We start from the raw sequence: 23,429 nt of genomic DNA, 5'->3' as shown, positions 1-23,429 counted from the left end.
AAAGGGCATGCAAAATATTCCGGCTGTGCCTCCCTCTGTCGTTCCCGCAGGTGCGGGCAAAGTGGTCCATGCGTTCGGCGAAGAGGTGATCTTCCATCTGACCGGGGACCAGACCAACGGCCAACTCTGTGTTTGGACCGAGATCGTTCCTCCCGGCGGCGGCCCTCCCCCGCATGTCCATCTGAACGAGGAGGAGTGGTTCGTGGTTCAGGAGGGAACGTTCCAATTCCTCGTCGAAGGAACCTGGAAAGAAGTCGGACCCGGGGGAGCGGTGTTTCTTCCCCGGAAGGCGGAACACACCTTCAAGAACGTCGGCGAAACGACCGGGCGGTTGTTGGTTTCCACCTCGCCCGCCGGCTTCGAGACCTTCTTCTCCCGGTGCGCGGAAGTCTTCAACCGACCGGAAGGGCCGGATATGGCGCGGATCGGCGCGATCGCCGCCGAACATGGGATCCGTTTCCTGGTCTGACCGTTGGACCGCGGTTTAGCCGCTCTTCCGCCGGTGGATGCCGATTGAATTGCCATCCGGGTCCCGCACGAAAGCCATGTGGCAGACGTGAGTCTCGATCGGGCCGAAGGCGAATTCGACGTTCGCCTCCTTCAAGGTTTGGATTGCCTGATCGAAGTCCTCCACCTCCAGGGCGACGCTGCACCCGTCGCGGCTGGGGGAGGTCCCCGGAACGACGGCGACCGCCAGGGTGCCGGGGCCGATGTCGTATTCGACCCAATGGGCGTCCTCCATTTTTTCGTCCATGGTGGCCTTCAGGCCGAGCAACCCTTCGTAGAACGAGCGGGCTCGCTCCATGTCGGTCACCGGGTAACAGGAAAAGGCGATTTCTTTGATCTTCATAAGCTTCGAGTTCGGGTTTTTGCATCTGGCACACGGCCAACCTGAACGATTCACCGCATTGCCCGAAAAGAAGTTTAAGATGTTATCGAGAAATAGCTAGGGGGTATTCGAAAAGGTATTCGGAAGCGCTTTTGGCTTTCATGGCGGGGAAGGAAAACACACCCCACCATGCTCGCGCATGGTCCCCCCCTCTCAAGAGGGGATCGGCGTACAAGAAGTTCCCCTCTTGAGAGGGGGGACCGCTCGCCAGAGCGGTGGGGTGTGTCTCTGGACAAGTTCGGTCGGCCATCGACCTCGGACCCGAGACCAAAAAGCCAAACCGCAATTAATTCAAACATGAATTAAAAACCCTTGACCTTTTCCTCGTTTTTCTGCTTTGTTCGAAAGCATGAATCTTTCTTTCCTTCCCTGTTTTCTTTCCGCCTCCCGTCTCAATCTTCGATCGTCCGCGACTTTCCTGTTCGGCGCGGCCTTCTGGGTTTCCGTCGGAGCGACCGCTTTCTCTCAAATCTCTTACACGAGCCCGGAAGCGGTCTATCACGAAGACTTCAACGCCCTGGACGGGAGTTTTGCCGGGGACGCTTTAAAGCCGTGGACTGATAATGCCACGATCCCGGGGTGGTATGCCACGGAACCCGGATACATCGCCCAGGGGAATCCTGCGTGGACGAGCCGGATGTATAATCTCCGCACTGACGGAAGCAGCATCGATATGTGTCTCGGAAGCGTTCCGGGCACTGCGAGCGGCGATATCAGCAAGGCGGTTCGTCTCCGCAACGAGACCGGCGTTGTCCTCGGCTACTTGTCGGTCGAATATATCGGCGAACAATGGCGTAACAGCGGCAACGACATCGCGAGCGAACTCAAAGTCTCTTACCGTCTCGGTGGCGAAGAGCTGACGGGCGGCGATTGGATCGATTGGGACAATCTCACGTTCACCGCCCTCCACACCGGGGGCGGCGATCCGGTGAATCTTCCGGGGAAGGCCGCGGCCAATCGCGCCACCCGGGGCGATTTGACAGTCAACGGTTTCGCCTGGCAACCGGGCCAGGACCTCTGGATCCGATGGACCCATCCGAATCATTCCGGGACGAACCACGCCCTGGGTATCGATCAAGTGTCGATCTCCGCCGGGGAAACGTTTCCGACACCGGGAACCCGCGGGGGATGGTTCTGGGCGCAGTCGGGGAGCGGCCACCCCTGGGGCACCCAGGCCGTGGTCGGGAGTCCGCAACGGGAAGACGACTTTCTCGCGATCTTGCGGGGCTGGAACCTGGGACGGATCTATGGGTCGTACGGGGCGAGCCGCTACGTCGACGAGCCGGAGACGATCGCGGCGTGGAATCGGAGATTGTATTTTAACGGAATCGAATCATGGCAGCTGTTCGCGGAAACCAATTGGGTGTATTCAAGTCACCGTGACGGCATGCGGCAGAAATTGCAAAACGAAGTGATCGCTTTCAATGAGTCCCGGCCCGGATCGGACCGTTTTCACGGCGTTCATTTCGACGTGGAGCCGCACATCCTCTCCGCTTGGAGCGACGGTTCTTCGGCCGACAAGCGGGCCTTGATAGAAGGTTTGGTCGAAATGTTTGAAGAAGCCCGGCTGTATCTCGATCAAAACGGTGCCGCGGATCTTCCGATCTACGGAGCGTTTCCCCACTGGTATTCCAATCTCGGCGGACAAATCGGATGGGATTCCGAGGCCGATCGAAATGCCTGGTTCGACCGCCTCGGCGCGGCCATCGACGGGATGGTAATCATGACCTTCGAGAATCCGAGCGCCAGCTCGATCCTCTCGTCGGTCGAGTGGGAAATGGCCAATTTCGCCGGAGAAGTGATCCTTTCCCTCCGGGTGCAAGGATACGAATGGCAAAACTTCCAGGAGATGCAGGCGGTGATGTTGGAATTAGAGGCGGCGACCGGCCGCGGCATCGACATCCAACCACTCCATCGGCTCGCCGAATGGGAAGCCTGGCGGATCCGGCCGACGTTTGACGATTGGCGGGCCGCCTATTTCACCTCCGCCGAGCTGGGAGATTCTGCGATCAGCGGATCTGCGGGCACACCGGCCGGCGATGGTGTCGCGAACTTTTACAAATACGCCTTCGGCTACGGTCCTTTTGACGCCGTCGGAGCTGTGCAGGAATTCGTTTTGGTGACGGTGGGGGAAAACGGCGGAACGGAAAGATTTCCAGCCCTGCAATTCTCCCGGCTCGGTCAACCCCGTGACTTGGTTTACGAAGTCGAAAGCAGCGCCGACCTGGTCACGTGGGAAGCGGGCCCCGGCGGTTCGCCGGTGAGCGTGGCCCCCACGAGATTCGGCACCGAAACGGCGTTCTATTTGGATGGCATTCCGGTATCCGAGGAAAACCGGCGGTTTTTCCGGGTGAAGGCCGACCGGATTGTTCCAATTATTCAATACACCCAGAATTTCAATACGTTGAGCGGGGCGTTCAGCGGAGGCGCGGCTCATCCCTGGGTGGATGATCAAACCCTTCCCGGATGGTTTGCGTCGCTCACCCAGTATTATGCGACGGCCAACCCGGTCGTTACCAGTCGCCTCTACAATCTGCGGGCGTCGGAAAGCACGAATCAGACTTTGGGAAGCGTGCCCGGGGGAGCGAGCGGCGACGTGCACGTCGGTGTTCGAATTGTGAATACAGATTCGGAAACCATTCGGTCCTTCTCGCTCGGTTATGTCGGCGAGCAATGGCGCAATAGCGGGAACGTCGTGGAGAGCCAGATTTCGGTCAGCTACCGTAAAGGGGGAACCGGTCTGACGGGGGGCGATTGGATTGCTCTTCCCGGGTTGACGTTCACCAGTCCGCAAACGGGAGGGGCCGCGGCGAACCTCGACGGCAAGGGCGCCAGTAGCCGGCGGATTCTTCACGGCAACGTGGCCGGTCTGGAGATCAATCCGGGAGAGAGTTTGTGGATCCGTTGGAGCCACGCAAATCATTCGGGGGACAATCATGCGTTGGCGATCGAGGACGTGGAGTTCTCCGCCTTCGCGGTGCCGGAAGTACCATGATTTATTCGACAACAAGGGAGGAAAAAATGAAGAGACCACATAGCAGAGCGGCGGGATTTACTTTGATCGAATTGTTGACGGTGATCGCCATCATCGGAATTCTCGCGGCGATCCTGATCCCGGTGGTCGGAAAGGTTCGGGCCCAGGCGAGGACCTCCGCCTGCCTCAGCAATCTCAGGCAATTGGGACTGGCCGTCGTCACTTACGCCAACGACAACAACGATCTGTTGCCATGGGGACGGGGTTTCGGCGACGACGGGGCGCTGCGGGATTGGGATTATTTCGTGCGTCCCTACATTTCGGATGAAGTCGGCATTCTGGCTTGCCCGGAACAGCCGGTTCAGATCACTCGTCCGATCACCCATCCCCTGCCGGCGCGCACGTATGCCGTTAACCAATTAGCCTTTGGCGAAAGCGCGCATCTCGACGGTGCTCGATCTCCGATTCGCCTCACCAACATCCAACGGCCGAGCGATGTCATTCTCATCGGCGATGCGGTGCAGGTGCCTGATTACAGCGGAGTATCAGCGGCTCGTTTCTACGCGGGCGTATTCGCGGAATGGGGTCAGAGCAACGATCTGACCACCACGGTTCCAGCCAATCTCTTGCGCGGCGACCGCGATGTCATCGCGGACGAAGGCCGGTTGCGGTTTCGTCACGACGGCCGGGCCGGCACCGTCCGGGCCGACGCCAGCGTCAGCATGATGCGCCAGGCTGACGTGCAATATCGTCACATTTACCCGACCCGATAGGGGAGGGCGGGACGCTCACGGATGCCGGCAAAGTTGTTGGACCCCGCGACGGGCGCAACCCCGTTGGGGTAGTGTTCCGAACGGAAACGAACCCCAGGGTAGCCCCGCATTCGCGTGGCAACCCTGGGCTGGAGGACGAAACGCCGTTGGCGTAGTTGGAACGGGGCGCCGTTGCCGATTTCGTGGGCGACGGTCTTTGGCTAAAGCACGAAGCTCCTGCTTGGACTCGACGGTTTAGTCGAATGAAAACTCGTTTGGCGTAGGTGGAACGAGACGTCGACCGAAGATGCCGGTGGTTGAGGCGAATTGGATCGTCCGGAATCAAAATATCCCGGTTTCACGAAAGAAACTCGGATTGGTAGCCCAACGGGCTTTCGTCCTCCAGCCCAGGGTTGGGCCGAATGCAATGAGGCCTACCCTGGGAATCGGTGCGGGAGTCTCATGAACCGCAACGCGGTTCCGCCCGTTTGGTGTTTGGCCGGGATGCCGGGGCACAACCCCGTTGGGGTAGTGTTCCGAACGGAAACGAACCCCAGGGTAGCCCCGCATTCGCGTGGCAACCCTGGGCTGGAGGACGAAACGCCGTTGGCGTAGGTGGAACGGGGCGCCGTTGACGATTTCGTGGGCGACGGTCTTCGGAGCCAGTCTGGCCGTAGGCGGGCTGGCTCCGCCGCCCGACGGCATCGGCCGAAAATGTCCGAGTCGACGTGGGATGTCGTTCGTCGCGAGCGGAGTGCATGGTTCTCGGCGTTGCGAGGACCAGACGATGGGGCGGCAAAGCCAACCCCACTACAAAAAAAGCGTTCGGCCGCCTGCTTCAGGAAATCGCGCTTGGGGTGACGTGGCGGCGGTAGTGGCCAAGGTTTTGGCCGGAGGCCCAGGGGAGAAGTTCGGTTTCGAATTCCGGGATGGCTTCGATCTCGCCGTCGCAGAAGTTTTCGACCCGGTCGATCAGGGAGCGGACCCGGGCGATGAGGCCGCCGTAGCGGAGTTCGATCACTTCGAGTCCGAATGGTCTGTAGGTGGCGAGCCACATGGAGCGGTGAATCTTCCAGAGTTTCTCCAGTTCCTCCCGAAGGGGCTGGGCTTCCTGTTCGAGAAGCGCGCGGAGTTTTTCTTTGTCGCCGGTGCGATAGGCTTTCACCAGATTCTTGCGCAGGTCGCATTTGAGGGCGAGGACGCGGGCGATTTGGGCGGGGAAGCGAAGTCGGTCGGCGCCGGGATTTTCCTTGCGGGCGGCCGCGTCCAGTTCCTCGGCGAGCTGATGGAAGTGGGCCCGGCCGGACTCCATCTCCTGATGCGGTTCGCAGAGGCCGATCAGCGGATCGTCCCACATCATCCATTTGGAGCAGTTCGAAAAATCCTCGTTGGGATCCCGGCCGGGGCCGGTCAAATCGAGGCGACTTGCGAGGGAGTAGTCGTGGTAGTCGGCCAGGCAGGAGGCGGCGAAGTTCCGGGCGGTGGTCGCTTCGTCGAAGGTTTCCCCGTAGGCGACATCGGCGAACGCCTGGATTACCGGCAGCACTGAAAAAACGTCGCACTCCATCCCGTCGTCTCCCCAGGTGGTCATGAAAACCTGGCGGAGATTTTTCGCTTTGCAGGCTTCCATGCAGGGAAGGACGCGGGCGAGGGAATAAGGAATATGGGTCCAGAAACGGCTCCAGTTCCAGGCGCCCGGGGCCATGATCGGTTCCTTGTTCATCGCCCGGTGGCGGTCGATGTAGGTTTCGTAAAAGCTTTGTTCGGTGTGATAATAATCCCAATACACCAGATCGACGTTGGCCGGGATCCGGGCGATCGTCTCCGGTGGGACGTGGGCGTCGAGGTCGTAATACTGGTGGGTTTCGGAGGCGATGCGGAAATACATGTCGGACCAGATCATCGGTTGCAAACCACGTTCCTCGCACATGGCGGCGACGCGGGCGAGGTGATCGTTCATTACGTCGAAGACCGGACGTTCGCCGAAGCGCCGTTTGTATTGACCGGTCCCCATCCCGACGGCTTCATCCATCCCGAGATGGATCCGGTTGGACCGGAACGGCGCGCGGGCGGCGTCGATCATTCGTCCGACCAATTCGTAGGTTTTTTCCTCGTTGGCCAGCAAGACTCCGGGGATGTCGGTGACGTCGGCGTAGGCGTTCTTCCATTGGAGAATCTGGTGGAGGTGTCCGAGCGCCTGGATGCACGGGACCATTTCGATCCCAAAGGCGTCGGCGTAGTCGTCGAGATTCTTGAGGTCGCCTTGGGAATGTTTGCCTCGGAGGTAACCGAAGAACGGCTCGCCGGGAACCTCGTAGGTGTCTTCCAGGTAAAGCATCAAGGTGTTAATGCCCATCAGGCTCGCGCGGCGGATGAAGGCTTGGACGTTGGCGGGGGTTATGACACCGTTGCGGGAGGATTCCAATTGGAGCGAGAGCATTTCGAACCGGCAATTCTCGCGGAGTTCGTCGCCGTCGAATCCAGCCATCAGTCGGCCAAGCGCCCGGAAGGCCTCGATGCGGCGGCCGTAGCGGATCTCGGTCCGATCGGTGGAACGGCGGATGACGAATGCGCGTTCGGCGACGAGGGCCGGGTCGTGGCGGAAGGAGACGGAAGTGAGACCGGGAGCCGGCCTGGGAGACAAAGGCGTGTATTCCGGGAAGAGGAAGCGGAGGCCGGTCCGCAGATGTTCCGGTGCGTTTTCAACGTCGATGTGGTGGGTGGCAGGCATGATCGGATGCGGTGAGTGTTTCGGTGTGCGGGCGAGCGCCTTGCGGACGGATCGTGACGCGTTTCAAGCCGGCGGTGCGCCGGAAAGTTTCTCCTTTCGCTTCTCAATAGGCTTGAAAGGGAGAGGGAAGTTTCAATGATCTCATACTTATGAGCAAGCCGATTCGTATTGCGATAGCGGGTCTGGGAAGGGCCGGCTGGGGGATCCATGTCAAAGCGTTGCGTGAGCGCGACGATTTCAAAATCGTGGACGTAGCCGATCCCGACGAGGAGCGGAGGAAAGAGGCCGCCAAGGAGTTCGGGTGCGGAACCCATGGTGATCTCGCCGCGATGTTGAAAGCGACCGAAGCCGACGCGGTGGTGATCGCGACGCCGAATACGATGCATGAGGCCGATGCGATCGCGGTGATGGAATCGGGTCGGCATTGCGTGCTCGAAAAGCCGGTGGCAATGGACCATGCCAGCGCGATGCGGATCGTCGAGAGTTCGCGCAAGACCGGAAAAAAAGTCTTTCCTCATCATCAACGTCGGTTTGACGACGAATTCCGCTTTCTGAAAGAAGTGATCGAGAGCGGGATCCTGGGGCGGATCTTTGAGATTCGGATTTTCTGGGCCAATTACGCTCGTCGCAACGACTGGCAGACGTTGGCGAAAAACCAAGGCGGCTTGTTGAACAACCATGGTCCGCACGCGCTCGATCTGGTTTTGAATTTGCTCGATTCCCCGGTGACGAAGTTGGCGGCTGATTTGCAGCATGTGAAGGACGCGGGGGATACGGACGACCATGTCCATTTGTTGATGAAAACCGAGACGGGGCAGGCCGCCGAAATTTCTTTGACGAGTTGTTGCGCTCTGCCGGTTCCCCGGACGATGTTGCTGGGATCGAATGGAACACTTTCAGCGAACGACGCGAAGGTGGCGAAGCTCCGTTATTATGACCCGGCGGCCGTCTCGGTCCTGGAGGTAGTCGAAGGGGCGGCTCCCGGACGGCGCTACGGTACCGGAGAGGAGTTGCCCTGGCAGGAGGAGGAGCGGGAGATCCGGCCGAAGGTTTCTGGAGGAGGGTTTTACGACAATGTCGCCGCCGTGCTGAACGACGGGGCGGCGATGGTAGTGACGCCGGAAAGCGCCGCTGAAGTGATCCGGACCATCGAGTGGGCGCGCCGAGAGGCGGGCGAACTTCGGCTCGGGTGAGCCATTTGCGAGCCCCGGTTTCCCGGGGAGAGAATCGTCTCGCCGGTGGCGGGGACGGGCGGTCGCGGCAGCAAGGAAAGGTTTCTTATGAGTAACGAGACAGAATACAAACTCGGTCTGGTCGGTTGCGACACTTCGCATTGCGTGGCGTTCGCCGGTATTTTGAATGATGCCGCCCACGAGCACCATTTGCCGGGCGCCCGGATAACCGCCGCGTTTCCGGGCGGATCGCCGGACTTCGAGTTGAGCGTCTCGCGAGTTGACGGGTTTGTCGAACAGTTGCGGGAAAAGCATGGGGTCCGCATCGTCGACTCGATCGAGGAAGTGGCGGAATCGTGCGATGCGGTTTTGTTGACGTCGGTCGATGGCCGGGTGCATTTGGAGCAGTTCAAGAAGATCGTTTCGGCGAAAAAACCGGTGTTCATCGACAAGCCGTTCGCGGTGACGGTCGAGGATGCCGAGGAAATGATCCGCTTGGCCCGCGATCACGGGATTCCGATGATGAGTTGCTCCTCGCTGCGTTACGCGGATGGATTCTGCGACGTGATGAACGACAGTGGCGACGGGTCGGTGATCGGGGCGGATTTTTACGGTCCGATGGCTCTCCAGCCGACGCAGCCCGGATTGTTTTGGTATGGGATTCACACCGTGGAAATGTTGTTCGCCGCGATGGGGCCCGGGTGCCGGGAGGTGCGGGTCGCCACCAATGAGACGCACGACTTGGTGACCGGCGTTTGGAAGGACGGCCGAATCGGGACGATCCGGGGAAACCGGGCGGGGAACAACAAGTTCGGGGGGGTGATCCATCGGGAGAAGGAAAGCCGGTTTGTCGATGTTTACAGCGGACGGCCGTATTATGTCGGGTTGCTCGAAGCGGTTTTGGCGATGCTCAACACCGGTCAACCGCCGATCGATCCGCAGGATACCGTGGAAATCGTTCGCTTCATCGTGGCCGCGAACCGCAGCCGGGATCATGGGGGAACCGTGGCTCTTTGAAGTTCGATTCTCCAGGTACCGGGCGACCGTTCTCCGGTTCGTCTGAAGTCAGAGGCTGAATAAAGAGGAAGGCGAAACCGATGTTAATTTTTCACGTCGACATGAATTTCACCTCGTTGAGGGGAGATTACCTGCGCCTCTGGTTGAAGCGGTTGAAGGGGATGGGGTATACGGCAGTGCTTTGGGAGCTCGAGGACAAGGTTGCCTGGGGAACGTGTCCGGAATGTGTTTCCCCCGAGGCTTTTCCCAAGGAGAGTTTCCGCGAGATTCTGGATTACGCCCGGTCGCTCGGTTTGGAAAACATTCCGTTGCTCCAAACCATGGGCCACGCGGAATACGTGTTGAAACATCCCGAGTATCATGGGTGGCGGGAAGACTCCGACTGGCACGATTGTTACTGCACGACGAATCCGGAAGTTCGGAGTTTCCTGAAAAAATGGATACGCGAAATCCTGGAGTTGTTCGGACCGGAAATCCGGCAGTTTCATCTCGGCGGCGATGAAGCTTACCGGTTCGCCACGTGTGAAAATTGCCGGAAGCGGGCCGACGAGCTCGGACGGACCGCGCTTTACGCCGAGCATTTGAGCGAAGTCGCGGCGCCGTTGTTGGAAAAAGGGATTGTACCGGGAGTCTGGGGAGACATGCTCCTCGCCCATCCGGATCAAATCGAGGCGATGCCGCGGCATTTCCGGATCTGGGATTGGAATTATTGGGATGGGACGGACGTTCCGAAAAAGACTTTGGTTTGGGGAAGCGGGATGATCTCGGGAAGTGCGGTCACCGCGGAAACGCGTGCGCGGATCCCTGAATTGATGTCGGACACGGGAGAACTGCAGCCGTTTCACAGCGCCCGCTTTTTGAAAAACCGCGGCTGGGATGTGATCCTCTGCGGCTCCACCCGCGCCTCTGGGGACTCGTTTTTTGTCGGAACCCATTCGTTGCACGCCCGCAATGTCGTCGGAGTGGCGAAGGCCGCTCGACGCGAGGAGATGACCGGTGCCTGCGTCACCAGCTGGGGGGTCCGGGTGCATCCGTGGGAAACCCAGGGAGCCGCGATCCGGATGGCGGCGGACGCTTGGACGGATCCCGGGGCCGAGTATGAAACCATCGAGAAACGGTCGATCGAAGCATGTTTGGGGCCGGTACCTGCCTCGTTTCTGGAAGAGTTGGGCAAGACCGTGCCGTTGTTCCGCACCCGTGAAAACGGCGTGCAGTTCAATCACTTGAAGGACCCGGTGCCCGCGCCGTCGAATTACCTTCCCGATCTCTTGCGAACCTGGAAGGAAGATGCGGCGCAGTGGGCCGGTTTGGAACGAGAGATCGGGGAAGGTTTGGAGCGTGCCAAAGTGCTCGCCAAGCAGTTACGGGCCTTTGATTTCAACGGGGTCGGCGAACCGGCGATGGTGGCCGCGCTGTTCCAGGCGGCGAGGTTTCAGGCGCTGGCCGCGACGATCGCCGCGGCGGTTTTCCGCACTGTGAACGGAGAGGCGTCGCCGGGGGAAGGTATAGCCGAAACGGCGGCGGCTCGGGAGGCGATGACCGTCTGGTGCGGGTATTGGATGACGCCGAAATACGCGGAATTGATTGCCGGGTTGGTTTTCGGAAACATCGAAGCCTATCTGAAAACGAGCCGATCCTAATTCCCCGCCGGTGGGAAACTCCCGAACGACAGAGTCAATTCGTCGTCTTCCCACCGTCGAATAATTCAAGTGTGAAATAAAAACCTTGACGGGGCGGTCGGTTCGGGTGATTCTCCCGTGCAGCGACTGGGAGAGGCCGTCCTGGACGGGCGCCTGTTCCATTCGAGCAACCTTCACCAACCCGATTCATCAACCCATTCGGACATGAAAAAACTGACTCCGCTTCTGATTCTTTCCGCCCTTGCTTCCGGTCTCTCGCTTTTCTCCCAGACCTTGCTGATCGACGACTTCAACTCGTATTCGACGACCAGCCAGATGACAACGAACGTCAACAGCTTCGGTCACGCCTCCGACGGGGTCGGGCTGGCTCTTGGCCAAGGGGTGGGCGGCAGCAACGCCGGAACGCTGTCGATCAACTGGGGGGCCAATCAGGATTCCACCAACGCGAACTTTCGGCGAATCAACCTGACCGGGACAGACCTGGGCGCATTTCCGCAATTCCAGGTCGTGGTCCGTTTGGCGCCGCGTGCCGGTTTCGACGGACCGACAAATCCGACGCTTCTGCGTCTCGCGATTCAGGGGACGAATGGAGCTATCTGGCAAACCCTTCCCCAGTGGGCGCAAACGCCCGGCACCGACGGGTTCAGCACCCTGGTTTTCAATTTGTCCGACCAGGAGATGGGAAGAGTGGAGGGAACCGGCACGCTTGCGGCGGCCTTGGCCAATGTCTCCAACGTCCGGCTCCGTTTTGAAAATACCGTTCAGTCGGCGGGTCAAGTCGCCTATGTCGATTCGATGATGGCGATTCCGGAACCCGCGACCTACGCGATGATCTTTGGGATCGTGGTCTTCGGAGTCGCGGCGGTCGTCCGGCGGCGCGCTTCGAAATGATGAGTATCCATGATCCCACGGTGTCCGCCATGAAGCGAAACGCGATGAAGATAAAGGTTTGGGGCGTCGCGGCGGCGATTGTTCTATCTGGGTGGTTGACCATGTCTTGCACGAATGCGGCGGGAACGGACGAACGAAGCGGGAATCGGGTCCTGGTTCCGGGCGGGGAAATCGGCATGTGGGTCTGGCACCGGGAAGAGGTGGTCGATCCGGCAGAACGAGCGCGGCTGATCGACTTCTGCACCACTTACGGGATCACCCGGTTGTTGGTTCAAGTCCGATTCGATCGGACCGCCGACGGCTTTGTCATGTCGACCCCGGACGCTTACGCGACCTTGATTCGCCAGGGCCGGGAGGCCGGAATCGCGGTTGAGTCGCTTGACGGAGCCAATAACATGGGCTTCGCCGACCAACGGGCCGATACCTTGGCGAAACTCGAAGCCATCCTCGCCTTCCACGCCTCTCTGCCGCCAGGCGAGGGTTTCGCCGGGATCCATTACGATATCGAGCCCTACACGTCCGAACGTTGGAGGGCGGGGGATATCGAAAGTTCGATCCTCGAGTTTCTGGAAACCGCCGCGCGCATGCGGGAAATGGTCCGGGCGGCCGATCCGGATCTGACGATCTCCCACGATATTCCGTTTTGGTATGCCGGCCGCGCCGAGTTCGAAGTGGAATTTGAGGGGGAGCGGAAGAACTTCCAGCAACATGTCCAGGATCTCTCCGACTACATCGGCATCATGTCCTACCGGACGCGGATGTTCGGGCCGAATTCGGTGACCTCGATCACCGAGGCGGAACTCGCTTACGGAAAGAAAATCGGTCGCCCGGTCTACCTGGCTTTGGAAACGGTCCGACTGGACGACACGCCGACGATTACATTCTCTAACGGATCTCCGGACGAGTTCGTCGCCGCGATCCGTGAACTCTACGCCCATCACTCGGAAAACCCGGCGTTCGGGGGCATCCTTTTGCATCAATATCGCACGGTGCGTCCGCTGCTTGACGGTTGGGCGGGGGATCCGGTCGATTGATCGGCTGATTTCCATGAAGATGATCTTTCTTTTCCCTTCGTTTGGTATTTGATGAACGTATGGCTCAGCGACCAATCAGCCATCATGCGTTCAACCAACAGGCCGCCGGATTGTGGAACCGGCGGTTGATCCTGCGGTTGCTTACGGACAAAGGGCCTCATTCCCGCCTCCGGATTGCCCGCCTGACTGGGATTCAGAATTCGACGGTCACCCATATCATTAGGGACCTGCTCGAACACGGACTGTTGGAAACGGCCGGGAAGGAGGAGGGCAACGGCGCGGGCCGTCCCCATGTCTTGCTGGAGGTCAACGCCCGGTTCGGCTGGTTGGCCGGAGTCTCGTTGCAACAGAACAACGCGGTCGACGTGGTTTTCATGAACGCCGCCCGACAAATCGTCGGAGAGGAGCGGGTCTCGGTTCCGACCGGCAGCGCCGATTTGGCCACGAACCTTCACCAGGCGTTAGCTGAGGTGTTGGTCCGCCCGGTAAAGGAAGGAAAACTCCTCGGGTTGGGAATTGGTCTTCCCGGGATCGTCGACACCGAGAGTCAGGTGGTGCGGTATTCCCGCCGCTTTGCGCTCGAGGATTATCCCTTGGGGGAAAAGCTCGCCGAACGGTTCAACATTCCGGTGACGGTCGATCATAACGTCCATTTGGCGGCCCACGCCGAACGTCACCTGGGGTGCGCGAAAGGACTGCACGACTTTCTTTATTTCATGGTCAACCGCTCCCTCGACCGCGACGGACGCGCCTCGTTTTCGTTCGGCACCGCGTTGCACTTGTCCGATGAAGTTTACCGCGGTTTCCACTTCGCGGCCGGAGAACTCGACTCGATCCTCGCGCCGAAGGTTCATCTGTCCGCCAAGGAAGCGGATGAAATCGTGGCGGCGCTCGCCGATGAAAACGGCGCGGTCGAAGAGCCGGTCCGGGAGGTCGCCTCGGTCCTGGCGAAATCGCTCGCTCCGGTCGCCGACCTGATCGATCCGGGGGCGATCGTTCTCGGCAGCGAGCAACCGATGCGCAGCCGGGCGTTCCTCAAAGCCATCGAATCCGAACTCAATGCCCGGCTCATTCCGGTCAAGAACCGGAAAGTGCGGATCCTCACCTCATCCGTCGGGGTCGAAGCGGTCGCTGCCGGAGCCGCCTTGCGCGCGCTCGAAGCGGGGCTCTACGGAAACGAAGTCGGGCAGATGGCGAAGAATCCCGTGCCGGCTCCCGCCGGGACGGGGTGACCCTCACGACGCTTCCCGCTGCAGGAAATCGCGAAGAATTTCCATCCGTCGCCGCATCTGTTCTTCTTCCTCAAGATCGTCGGTGGTTGATTGTTTTTCCCGATCGACCAAACGTTTGCGAACCTGCGACAACGCGATGTTTTGCAGTTGGCGGATCCGTTCCCGGGTCACCCCGAAGATCCGTCCGATTTCCTCGAGCGTGCGGGGCGGATTTCCGTCGAGCCCGAAACGCAACCGAATCACCTCCGCCTCCCGGTGGCTGAGATTGGCGATGGTATCGGTCACATCTTCCTTCAAGTTCTTCTCGATCAGATCCTCCGCCGGGGAACCGGCGTTTTCGTCGCCGACCAGATCGCTCAACCTGGTGTTTTCCTCTTCGCCGATCGGGGCGTCGAGGGAAGCCGGACGGAGGCTGACGGTCCGGAGATGGGCGACATGGTTGACCGGAATTCCGGTCGCCCGGGCGATCTCTTCATCGCTCGCCTCCCGTCCCAGTTTTTCGCTCAGTTGCGAGGCGGTCTTCCGGATCCGGGTAATCCGGTCGGTCAGGTGAACCGGGAGCCGGATGGTTTTGCTTTGGTTGGCGAGCGCCCGTTTGATCCGTTGTTTGATCCACCAGGAAGCGTAGGTGCTCAATTTCCCGCCCTTGGCCGGGTCGAAACGCTCCACCGCTTTCATCAGGCCGAGATTTCCTTCACTGATCAGGTCGGCGAACGGAACGCCGTAGTGGGAGTAATCGTAGGCGATTTTGACGACTAGCCGGAGGTTCGCCCGGATCATCCGGTCGCGGGCCTCCAGATTGCCCGCCTTGATCTCGGCGGCCAACTCCACTTCTTCCTGCGGGGTAATCAATGGAATTTTGCCGATGTCCCCCAGGTAGAGGGCGACGGCACCGCGGTCCTCCCCGGCGTCGCAATTGGTCGATTCTGTAGTCGATTCCTTAAGTGTTCGCATGCTTTTCCTTCCCATTTCGCTGGCGCGTTGATTGGTGGCTCCAGGGTAAATGGAACCAATCCCCAACACTGTAGCACAAAGCCGCCGGCAATCGATCCGGGTCGACACCCGATAAAGGCCTAGGTAAAACTTCGTAGACGGTGCCCGCGACTCGCTTAAAGCGCGAAGCTCCTGCTCGGGTAGCATCCCGGCTTTCGCCGGATGAGGGAACCGCGCGCTTCAGCCGCGGACGTTTTCGGTGTGGAATCCCGGGACGATTCCCCGTGACCGACGGTCTTCGGCTAAAGCACGAAGCTCCGGTTCGGGTAGCATCCCGCCTTTCGCCGGATGAGGGAGCCGCGCGCTTCAGCCGCGGTCGTTTTCGGTGTGGAATCCCGGGACGATTCCCATGCCCGACGGTCTTCGGCTAAAGCACGAAGCTCCGGCTATCGTTAACGCGGGAGAATCGGTTCCACTTGTCTGGCGGGGAGGAATCCTTCCTGTCCATTCGGCAATCGGACTCTGAAATAATCTCCGAATGTTTCGATGATCCGGACCGATTGAGCCGCGTCCAAACGGCCTGCTTCCGGGCTCGATGGGGTCGGGGCGACTTTCAACGCTACTTGGTTTCCCACCAAAATCGCCCGGTCAAGCGTCCCGGCGAGCAGAACCGTTCCTATCAATCCGACAACGAAAACCACCGTCCCGGCGCCAGCCCCGACATATAATCCGGGCCTCCGTTTCCAAACGATTCCGACCAGACAGAAAGCCCCGGACCAAAATCCGACGGCCGCCAACCAGATCCATTGGCCCGCCGACAATAAACCGGCGAAACGGGCGGCCGCGCCGCCGGATGGTTCCTCGATACCGGTCCTCCGGAAAAGGAGATGCAAATTGTGGCGGGCACCGGGATGGCGAGGGTCCATGGCGAGTGTCCTTTCCCAATGGATACGCGCCCGGCCAAGGTCCCTTGCATGGTAATAGGCCGTTCCGAGATTGTAGTGGATATTCGGTGACGAACGAACCTCCAGAATTTGCAGATAGGCCGCGATGGCTTCATCCCATGCCTCGTTCGCCGCCAGTTCGTTGGCGTGAAAGAAGAGTTCGTCGGGGGCGGTCGTTCTGGCTGCGGCGGAAAGCGAGCCGAGGACCGCGGCGAGGAAAACTATGGTGAGAAATTTCATGACTTGGCGCGTTTGATTTGGTCAAGCAGGGCGGCGAAAGCCGTGCAGTCGCGGTCGAGATCTTCGGCGGAGGCGGTCCATCCGGCGAAGTGCGCGGCGTCTTGGCGGTCAAACAGGATCCGCGCCCGGGTAACGGCTTCGTCGTCGGTTCCGCAGCGCCGCAGACGGCTTTCGATTTCGTCCCAGCCCAGGCTCTCCGGCTTGGTCCGTCCCGGGACCGGATCAGCGAGATGATGGCGGATCGAGCCGGTGGCGGCAGCGTAAAATTTCGACGCCTCGCCCCGGTTCGCGGCGGCCAACGCGCTTTGGGCGAGTGCGCGCGCCCGCTGATTCTGTTCCAGGCGGATTCGCGCCAACGGGTCGCGGTCGCGCTTCCGTTGCCGGACCACGCCTCCGAGGGCGATGGCGGCCAGAATGGCGATGCCACCGTTGACCATCCAGAAAGTCGGCTGCCGCCACGGAAGCGTCAAACTCCCGGGTCGTCCGGCGGTCGCCGCCAGCGGCGCGACTTGCAGGAGGGAGTCGGGAATGGGACTGCGGGAGTCTCGGGCCGTGCCGGTGGCTGCCGTCGCCGGTCGCGAGGTTCCGCCGCCGGAGTCGGGCCGGATGCGGACCGGTTTCGATCCGAGGCTCCGCTCTTCCCAGACTTCCCGATGGGGATCGAACCAGGAAAAGGCGACCGCCGGGACTTCGGTGACGGTGTCGCGGGTCGGGGTCAGGATGTATTCAAAAGTTTTGACACCCCGGTAGCTGGCCTCTTTCTCGGTCATGCGGGTGCGGGGAGGAAAAATCCGCCAGCCGTCGGTTTCCGGAATCTCGGGCGGCTGAATTCGTTCGAAGTTTCCTTCGCCGCTCAATTCCAGCACCAAGGTGATCGGATCCCCGACCTCGGCTTCGGTGGCGGAGAGGCGACCGGAGACCTCGAACGACCCGACCGCTCCGGAAAATCCGGCGGGACGGTTGGCGCGAGGCAGGTCGCGGATCTCCCAGTCGCTGTTTTCGGTGGTGAGCCGGATCGTTTCCTGGACCGGGCGGGCGCCGAAGAAGTCGCGGGTCACTTGCCCGGTGTTGTAGGCGAGAACCAGGCTGACCGGTAGAGCGGCCGGGCCGGAGCGGATTGGGGTGATCACGGTATCCCATTCGACGACGGTAAACGGTTCGTTGTTCATCCGTCCCTGGCGCTGGCGTGGTTGGCCCTCGAAGGGACGGAGGATGAACTGGTCGCTTGATCCCTCCGGATTCCGGGCCAGGCTGGCGTTGAGATCGCCGCGGACGTAAAGCTGAAGAGTCGCGGGAATGGATTCGCCGACGTAGAACGGCTTGTCGGGAACGCTCCAGCGGAGAAAGAAACGTTCCCGCATCTCGGCCGACATCTCGCGGACCTCAACCGTGACGGCGTCGATCCGGATGGTCTGGTCTCCGAGACGGAATTGGCGGGCCGGAATGGTATAGGTTCCCGGTCGCTCGGCTTGGAAATTCCACGTCAGGCGGGTTTCGCTGGAAGCCTGGTTGTTGATGATCGTGTGCGAGGTTTGGGTGGAGGCGGTGGGAGAAAAATAGAGACCCCGGACCTGGGGCGCACCGAGATCGGGGACGTTCCGGGCGTGGCGGATGGTGATGGTGTAGGAGTTGGTTTGTCCCATCTGCATCGAGGAACTCCGGACCGATGCTTCGGCGGAAACCGAAGCCGCCGCATGGGTTGCCGGCAGGAGGCCGAGGAGAACGCATCCGAGCAGGAGGCGGAGGTGGAGATGAAAACAAGATAGGTGGAAGCGAAGTGTATTCATTTTTACCAGTCGCGGCCGGTGGTGGTTTCGTCGTCGCCGGGAGGACGGATTCGCAACGGCAGTTGCCGTTCATCCTGATGCAGCATTTGAAGGAGTTGCCGGGCTTCTTCTTCGGTGAGGCTTTCCGGCGTTTCGCGTTCGGTGGTTTCTTCGGCGGCCTCCGGTTCGGCCGGTTCCGGCTCGGCGGTTTCCGGTTCCTCGGGTTGGCTCGGTTCTTCGGAACCGTCGGATTCCTCCGAATCGTTGGACTCGTCCGACCCATCGGATTCGTCCGGCTCCTCCGACGATTCCCCCTCGCCCTCACCCTCGCTGTTTTCGTTTTCGTCGTCCTGCTCGAAGATGGCGATGATGTCCTGGGGGTCGGAGGAAATTTCCACGGTGGTGCTCGATGCTTCGGGGTCGGTGACGCCCGGCCCTTCCCATCGGAGGAAAGTGTGGCCTTCTTCCGGGATCGCTTCGATCGGTTGCAGGGTTCCAGCCGGGTGATTGCCGCCCCCGGTGGTCCGGCCATGTTCGTCGCGGTCGGGAAGGACCACCAGATTCCAAATACGGTCGAAGTGGGCGGTCGCGGTCCGGTCGCCGTTGAGCGTGACGGTGGTCTGCGGTTCGTGCAGGTCGGCGATATCCTGGCCGGTCCAGCCGATCCATTCGAAGCCGTCGCGGGGTTGGGCCTGGATCGGGGTCTCGGAGTAACGCCGGAAGAAGCCGCTGTTGCCGACGTTTCCGGCGATCGCCGGTTCCGCAACGACATCCAACCGGTAGGCGTCGGTGAAGGTCGCGGTGACTCGTCCGTCGCCGGTCAACTTGACCGTAGTCTCCGCCGCCGTCGGATCGGCGATTTCGAGTTCGTCCGAGACCCAGCGGTCGAAGGCGAAATAATCGGCGGCGGTCGCGGTGACCGGGACCTCTTCGCCGAGATCGTAACGCCCGCTCGTCCCGGCCGTTCCTTGCTCGGGATCGGCGCTTTCGACCACCAGTTCGCGGGTTTCCCGAAAGATCGCGATCACCTGGGCGCTCTCCCGGACCACCATCTCGGTGGAGGGGGAATCGGGATCCGCGACCTCGGCGCCGGTCCAGCGGACGAAACGCCATTCCGGATTCGCTTCCGCTTCCAGGCGGAGGGTCATGCCGGGAAGAAGCAGACCGCCGGGGGAAGTGCTGCCGCCCCGGGCGGGGGAAGGAGCGACCTCGATCCGGGCGCCGTGGAAGGTGAACTGTTGCTCGACCCATTGCCGGTTGTTGCGGGCATCCTCGGCGGCCGGGTTCAGGGCGAGGCTGTTGTCGTAGTTTTCCATCGCTTCGTCCCAGAGCTTTCGGGTCTGGGCCGGGGCGGTGGTCAGTTCGGATTGGCCGAGGTGGAACTGGGCGTTTCCGAGATTGAAGAAAATGCGTTCCTGCAAGGCGACGTCGGCCAGTGGGAGGGCTCGTCCGTAGGCCTCGATCGCCCCGGCGAAATCGCCCGCACGGTAGAGGGCGTTGCCGAAATTGTAAAGGTGCCGGGCGTTGTCCGGGGCCCGTTCCAGTTCCTGCTGCCAGAGCCGAGCCGCTTCGTCGTAGTTGCCGGATCGATACGCCCTTTCGGCTTGCCGCGGCGAAGCGTCGGCGGGCGGAGCCGTCGAGCCGAGGATCGCGGCGAACACGACAGTTCCCAAGGCGACGGCGGGCCGGGGACGGGGGAGGCGGCGGCGGTTGCCGATGGACCATTCCAGCAACAGGCAGAGCAGTCCGAGCGCGAGCGGCCATTGGTAGCGTTCGATCGGGATTTCCCGGGTCAACGATCCGGCGGTCAGTTCGTCGACGGAGGCCCGGGCGGCGGCATGGATCTCGCCCAGGGGGTCCGCGCCCCGGCCGAGCCGTTGGTAAACGCCGTTGGTCACGGAGGCGATGATTCGAAGCGTTTCCTCGTCGAGACGGGTTCGCACCGGATTGCCGGCATGGTCTCGGAGATAGTCGGCTTCGCCGCCGGGGGAGCGAAGGGGGATCAAGGCGCCTTCGGGGCTGCCGACGCCGACGGTGAAAATGGTGATCCCTTGGGCGGCGGCTTCGCGGGCCCGGACGATGCCGCTGGCTTCGAGATCTTCGCCGTCGCTCATCAGGATCAGGAGCCGGTGACTTTCGCGGTCACCGAAGTAAGCCATCGCCTCCTCGATCGCCGCGGCGATGTCGGTGCCGCCGCGGGGAATGGTGTTGGTGTCGAGGGCGTCAAGAGTGAGTAGGAAACTGTTGTAATCGAGGGTGAGGGGACATTGCAAAAAGGCGTCCCCGGCGAAGGCGATCAACCCGACCCGGTCTCCCTCCAGACGGCTGACGAGGTCGACGATCGCCAGCTTCGCCCGCTCCAGGCGGTTGGGACGGTAATCCTCGGCCAGCATGCTCCGGGAGGTGTCGAGGGCGAACAGGATGTCGACTCCCTGCAATTCGATCTCTTCGGTGACCGTGCCCCACTGCGGCCGGGCGAGGGCGAATAGAAAGAGGAGACAGGCCAACACCGAGAGGACGGATTTGAAGCGATGGCGGGGGCGGCTGAACGATTCGGAAAGACGGTCGATCAGATTTCCGGCGACGAACCGTTCCAGCAAACGCCGGGAACGCCGGTCGCTCCACCAGGCCCAACCCGTGAGCAGGAGAAGCGCGGCGGCGAGGCCGAAGAGCCAGAAAGGTTGTCCGAATTGAATCACGGCAGGCGGCGGTAGCGGGTGTTTCGGAGAATCCAGTCGAACAGGTAAAGCGTCAGGCAAACGCCGAGCGGGATCACGAACCAATCGCGGTACAGGATGCTGGCGTGGAGGTCGACCTCGGTTCGCTCCAGCGCGTCGATCTCGGCGTAGATGTTCAGCAACTCGTCGGAGTCGCGGGCATGGAAAAACCGCCCGCCGGTCCGGTCGGCGATCGCCTGCAACATTTCCAGGTCGAGATCGGGCGGGGCCTGGACGAACACCATTCGTCCGGCCTGATCCCGGAGAGGGCGTCCGGTCCGTTGGTCGAGGCGGGGGAAAGGGGCCGGGTCTTCCTGGCCGACCCCGACGGTGTAAACCCGGAATCCGAGGGCCGCCGCCGCTTCAGCGGCTTGGAGCGGACTGATCCGACCCCGGTTGTTGGCTCCGTCGGTCAACAGCACGATGACTCCGTCGGCGGCCCCTTCGCCCCGTTCTGCCAATCGGTTGACCGCGGAACCGATGGCGCTGCCAATGGCGGTGCCGTCTTCGATCATGGCGATCTCGAGTTCCTCCAGCCGGCTCAAAATCCAGGCGTGGTTGAGCGTGAGCGGGCTCACCAGGTAGGGGAGTCCGGCGAACGCGACCAGACCGATCCGGTCGTGGCGGCGGGCGTTCACGAACTCCTCCATCACCGATTTCACCGCGGTCAACCGGTCGGTCGGCTGTCCGTCGATCATGAAATCGTGGGCCCACATGGAGGAGGAAAGGTCGACCGTGAGCATGATGTCGATCCCCTCGACCCGGTGGGAACGATCCTCGGTGCCCGCCTGGGGACGGGCGAGGGCGACAATCCCGGCGGCGAGGGCCAGCACCTTGAGCCATTGGCTGACCCGGCCCGGACGTCCGCGGACCATCCGGGAAACGTTTCGGGCGATCGGAGCGGCGGAAAAACGGAGCGCCGCCTTGCGCCCGGTTTGTCCGGCCAGCAGGGCGGCCAGCGGAACCAGGAGCAGGAGCCAGAGGAGTTCGGGATGGAGGAAACGGAACAACATCAGGAAACGGCCTCTTCGGGTTCGGTTTGTTTCGCGGGACGAGTGGCGGTGACGACGGTCCGGGCGCTTTCGAGCAGACGGCGGCGCTGCTCCGAACCGAGGGATTGGCGGGCGAACTTCACCAGGTCGGACAACCGCATGAAATCCTCGAGGGTTTGTTGCAACGCCGGAGTCGTCCAATCTTCGCCCCGGAGTTCCTGGAGAAACTCCTCCGAGGTCTGCTCCGGCGCCGGCAGGTCGAGTGCTTCTTCGAGGTAATGGCGCAACACCCGGGAGATCTCCACCGTGAAGGTTTCGCCATCAAGTTGGTCGCCATCGCGCTGGAGTTGGTCGAGCAAACGGAGCGCCTTCAGGTCGGGCGGTTCCACCGGCTCGGCGGAGGCTTCGGCGGAGGACCGGGAGCGGAGTCGCCACAGGATGAACCCGGCAGCGATCAACAACAGGGCGGCCGCCACCCACCACGGCCAAAGGGCCGGGGATTCGACGATGTCGCGGATGTCAGAGAGACCGGTTTCGGCAAAAATCGGGTTCAGATTCATCGGCGCATCTCCCGTTGTTTAAAAAAGCGGCGAAGCTCGGTCACATACGGTTGCCCGGTCGACAAGCGGAGGTGGTCGATGCCCATTCGCTTCAACCGGCTGGAAAAATTCTCCAGGCGGCGCAGGTTTTCGACCGCGTAGAGGGTCCGGAATTGGCGGTCGGACGTATCCACTTCCAGGAGTTCGCCGGTCTCGGCGTCTTCCAGGGTGACGATCCCGACGTCGGGAAGATCCTGCTCCCGGGGATCGGTCAATTCGACGCAAATCAAGTCGTGGCGTTGGGCGGTTAACCGCAGCAACCGCTCGACCTCCCCGGGCGGTTTTCCTTCCGGCGCCCGGAAACCGGTGAGAGCGTCGCCGGTGAGGAAATCGCTGAAGACGAAACAGATCGCCTTCCGTTTCAGCACCCGGTTGACCGTGCGGAGGGCGTCCGGCAGATCGGTGCCGAGGCGGGCCGGTTGGAAAAACAAGATCTCGCGGATCACCCGGAGGATATGTTGGCGGCCTTTGCGCGGGGCGATGAAGAGCTCGACCTGGTCGGTGAAAAGGAGGAGGCCGACCTTGTCGTTGTTGCGGGAGGCGGAAAAGGCCAGCACGCAGGCGACCTCCGCCGCCAGTTCCCGTTTGCTCTGGGAGACGGAGCCGAAGTCGCCCGAGCCGGAGAGGTCGACCATCAGGAGGACGGTTTGCTCCCGCTCCTCCTTGAAGGTCTTGAGAAACGGACGATCCATCCGGGCGGTGACGTTCCAATCGATCGAGCGGACATCGTCGCCGGGCTGGTATTCGCGCACCTCGGCGAAATCGATCCCGGCTCCTTTGAAAACGCTGTGGTAGGCGCCGACCATGGCGTCGTCGACGTTTCTCCTGGAGCGGATCTCCACCTGCCGCACCCGGCGCAGGATCTCCCGCGTCTTTTCGGCTTCGTTCACCATCGGGAACAATCGA

General features: G+C 61.4%; 18 protein-coding genes. 9 read left to right on the top strand and 9 right to left on the bottom strand.

Annotated elements, in window-relative coordinates:
- The first annotated feature begins 7 nt into the window (after positions 1–7).
- The gene (locus ACWUI2_RS04660; RefSeq protein ID WP_486981700.1) at positions 8–469 is read left to right on the top strand and encodes a cupin domain-containing protein; all 462 of its coding nucleotides are present in this window, start codon (positions 8–10) and stop codon (positions 467–469) included.
- Positions 470–484: 15 nt separating this feature from the next.
- Here ACWUI2_RS04660 and ACWUI2_RS04655 read toward each other — a convergent pair whose 3' ends face one another.
- Positions 485–850, bottom strand: coding sequence for a VOC family protein (locus ACWUI2_RS04655; RefSeq protein ID WP_486981699.1), 366 nt, complete (start codon positions 848–850; stop codon positions 485–487).
- Between the two features lie 388 nt (positions 851–1,238).
- Here ACWUI2_RS04655 and ACWUI2_RS04650 point away from each other — a divergent pair, with 388 nt between their 5' ends.
- A complete protein-coding gene (locus tag ACWUI2_RS04650; RefSeq protein WP_486981698.1) occupies positions 1,239–3,884 on the top strand; it encodes a hypothetical protein in 2,646 nt (881 codons plus the stop codon).
- Positions 3,885–3,910: 26 nt separating this feature from the next.
- Entirely contained in the window at positions 3,911–4,636 is a 726-nt protein-coding gene (locus ACWUI2_RS04645) for a type II secretion system protein (protein WP_486981697.1), read from the top strand.
- A gap of 817 nt (positions 4,637–5,453) precedes the next feature.
- Here ACWUI2_RS04645 and ACWUI2_RS04640 read toward each other — a convergent pair.
- The gene (locus tag ACWUI2_RS04640; RefSeq protein WP_486981696.1) at positions 5,454–7,346 is read right to left on the bottom strand and encodes a family 20 glycosylhydrolase; all 1,893 of its coding nucleotides are present in this window, start codon (positions 7,344–7,346) and stop codon (positions 5,454–5,456) included.
- Between the two features lie 149 nt (positions 7,347–7,495).
- On the opposite strand from ACWUI2_RS04640, the gene ACWUI2_RS04635 reads away from it, so the two are divergent.
- From ACWUI2_RS04635 to ACWUI2_RS04610, 6 genes are all read left to right on the top strand, one after another.
- Complete coding sequence (locus ACWUI2_RS04635) at positions 7,496–8,539, top strand: Gfo/Idh/MocA family protein (protein ID WP_486981695.1); 1,044 nt, start codon at positions 7,496–7,498, stop codon at positions 8,537–8,539.
- An 87-nt stretch (positions 8,540–8,626) separates the two neighbouring features.
- The gene (locus ACWUI2_RS04630) at positions 8,627–9,535 is read left to right on the top strand and encodes a Gfo/Idh/MocA family protein (RefSeq protein ID WP_486981694.1); all 909 of its coding nucleotides are present in this window, start codon (positions 8,627–8,629) and stop codon (positions 9,533–9,535) included.
- 80 nt (positions 9,536–9,615) lie between these two features.
- A complete protein-coding gene (locus ACWUI2_RS04625) occupies positions 9,616–11,175 on the top strand; it encodes a family 20 glycosylhydrolase (protein ID WP_486981693.1) in 1,560 nt (519 codons plus the stop codon).
- A gap of 204 nt (positions 11,176–11,379) precedes the next feature.
- A complete protein-coding gene (locus ACWUI2_RS04620) occupies positions 11,380–12,066 on the top strand; it encodes a PEP-CTERM sorting domain-containing protein (RefSeq protein ID WP_486981692.1) in 687 nt (228 codons plus the stop codon).
- 101 nt (positions 12,067–12,167) lie between these two features.
- Positions 12,168–13,100, top strand: coding sequence for a hypothetical protein (locus ACWUI2_RS04615; protein ID WP_486981691.1), 933 nt, complete (start codon positions 12,168–12,170; stop codon positions 13,098–13,100).
- Positions 13,101–13,159: 59 nt separating this feature from the next.
- Complete coding sequence (locus tag ACWUI2_RS04610; RefSeq protein ID WP_486981690.1) at positions 13,160–14,332, top strand: ROK family transcriptional regulator; 1,173 nt, start codon at positions 13,160–13,162, stop codon at positions 14,330–14,332.
- A gap of 3 nt (positions 14,333–14,335) precedes the next feature.
- Here the strand turns inward: ACWUI2_RS04610 and ACWUI2_RS04605 are convergent, their stop codons facing one another.
- The 7 genes from ACWUI2_RS04605 to ACWUI2_RS04575 all read right to left on the bottom strand — a co-directional run bounded on the left by ACWUI2_RS04605 (position 14,336) and on the right by ACWUI2_RS04575 (position 23,416).
- The gene (locus ACWUI2_RS04605; RefSeq protein ID WP_486981689.1) at positions 14,336–15,286 is read right to left on the bottom strand and encodes a sigma-70 family RNA polymerase sigma factor; all 951 of its coding nucleotides are present in this window, start codon (positions 15,284–15,286) and stop codon (positions 14,336–14,338) included.
- Positions 15,287–15,717: 431 nt separating this feature from the next.
- On the bottom strand, positions 15,718–16,449 hold the full coding sequence (locus ACWUI2_RS04600) for a tetratricopeptide repeat protein (protein WP_486981688.1): 732 nt from the start codon (positions 16,447–16,449) through the stop codon (positions 15,718–15,720).
- Positions 16,446–18,236 (bottom strand): BatD family protein, encoded by a 1,791-nt coding sequence (locus tag ACWUI2_RS04595; protein ID WP_486981687.1) that lies wholly within the window; start codon positions 18,234–18,236, stop codon positions 16,446–16,448. Before ACWUI2_RS04595 ends, ACWUI2_RS04600 begins: the two co-directional genes overlap by 4 nt.
- Before the next feature lie 2 nt (positions 18,237–18,238).
- Positions 18,239–20,914: an InlB B-repeat-containing protein gene (locus tag ACWUI2_RS04590; protein ID WP_486981686.1), complete on the bottom strand. Its 2,676-nt coding sequence runs from the start codon at positions 20,912–20,914 to the stop codon at positions 18,239–18,241.
- The gene (locus ACWUI2_RS04585; RefSeq protein ID WP_486981685.1) at positions 20,911–21,945 is read right to left on the bottom strand and encodes a VWA domain-containing protein; all 1,035 of its coding nucleotides are present in this window, start codon (positions 21,943–21,945) and stop codon (positions 20,911–20,913) included. Before ACWUI2_RS04585 ends, ACWUI2_RS04590 begins: the two co-directional genes overlap by 4 nt.
- Entirely contained in the window at positions 21,945–22,484 is a 540-nt protein-coding gene (locus ACWUI2_RS04580; protein ID WP_486981684.1) for a DUF4381 family protein, read from the bottom strand. Before ACWUI2_RS04580 ends, ACWUI2_RS04585 begins: the two co-directional genes overlap by 1 nt.
- Positions 22,481–23,416: a DUF58 domain-containing protein gene (locus ACWUI2_RS04575; RefSeq protein WP_486981683.1), complete on the bottom strand. Its 936-nt coding sequence runs from the start codon at positions 23,414–23,416 to the stop codon at positions 22,481–22,483. Before ACWUI2_RS04575 ends, ACWUI2_RS04580 begins: the two co-directional genes overlap by 4 nt.
- Between the last annotated feature and the right edge of the window lie 13 nt (positions 23,417–23,429).

This window comes from Verruconatronum alginivorum (assembly GCF_056590205.1).
Note: the sequence above shows the minus strand (reverse complement) of the source record. Positions and strands in the feature narration are given on the sequence as shown.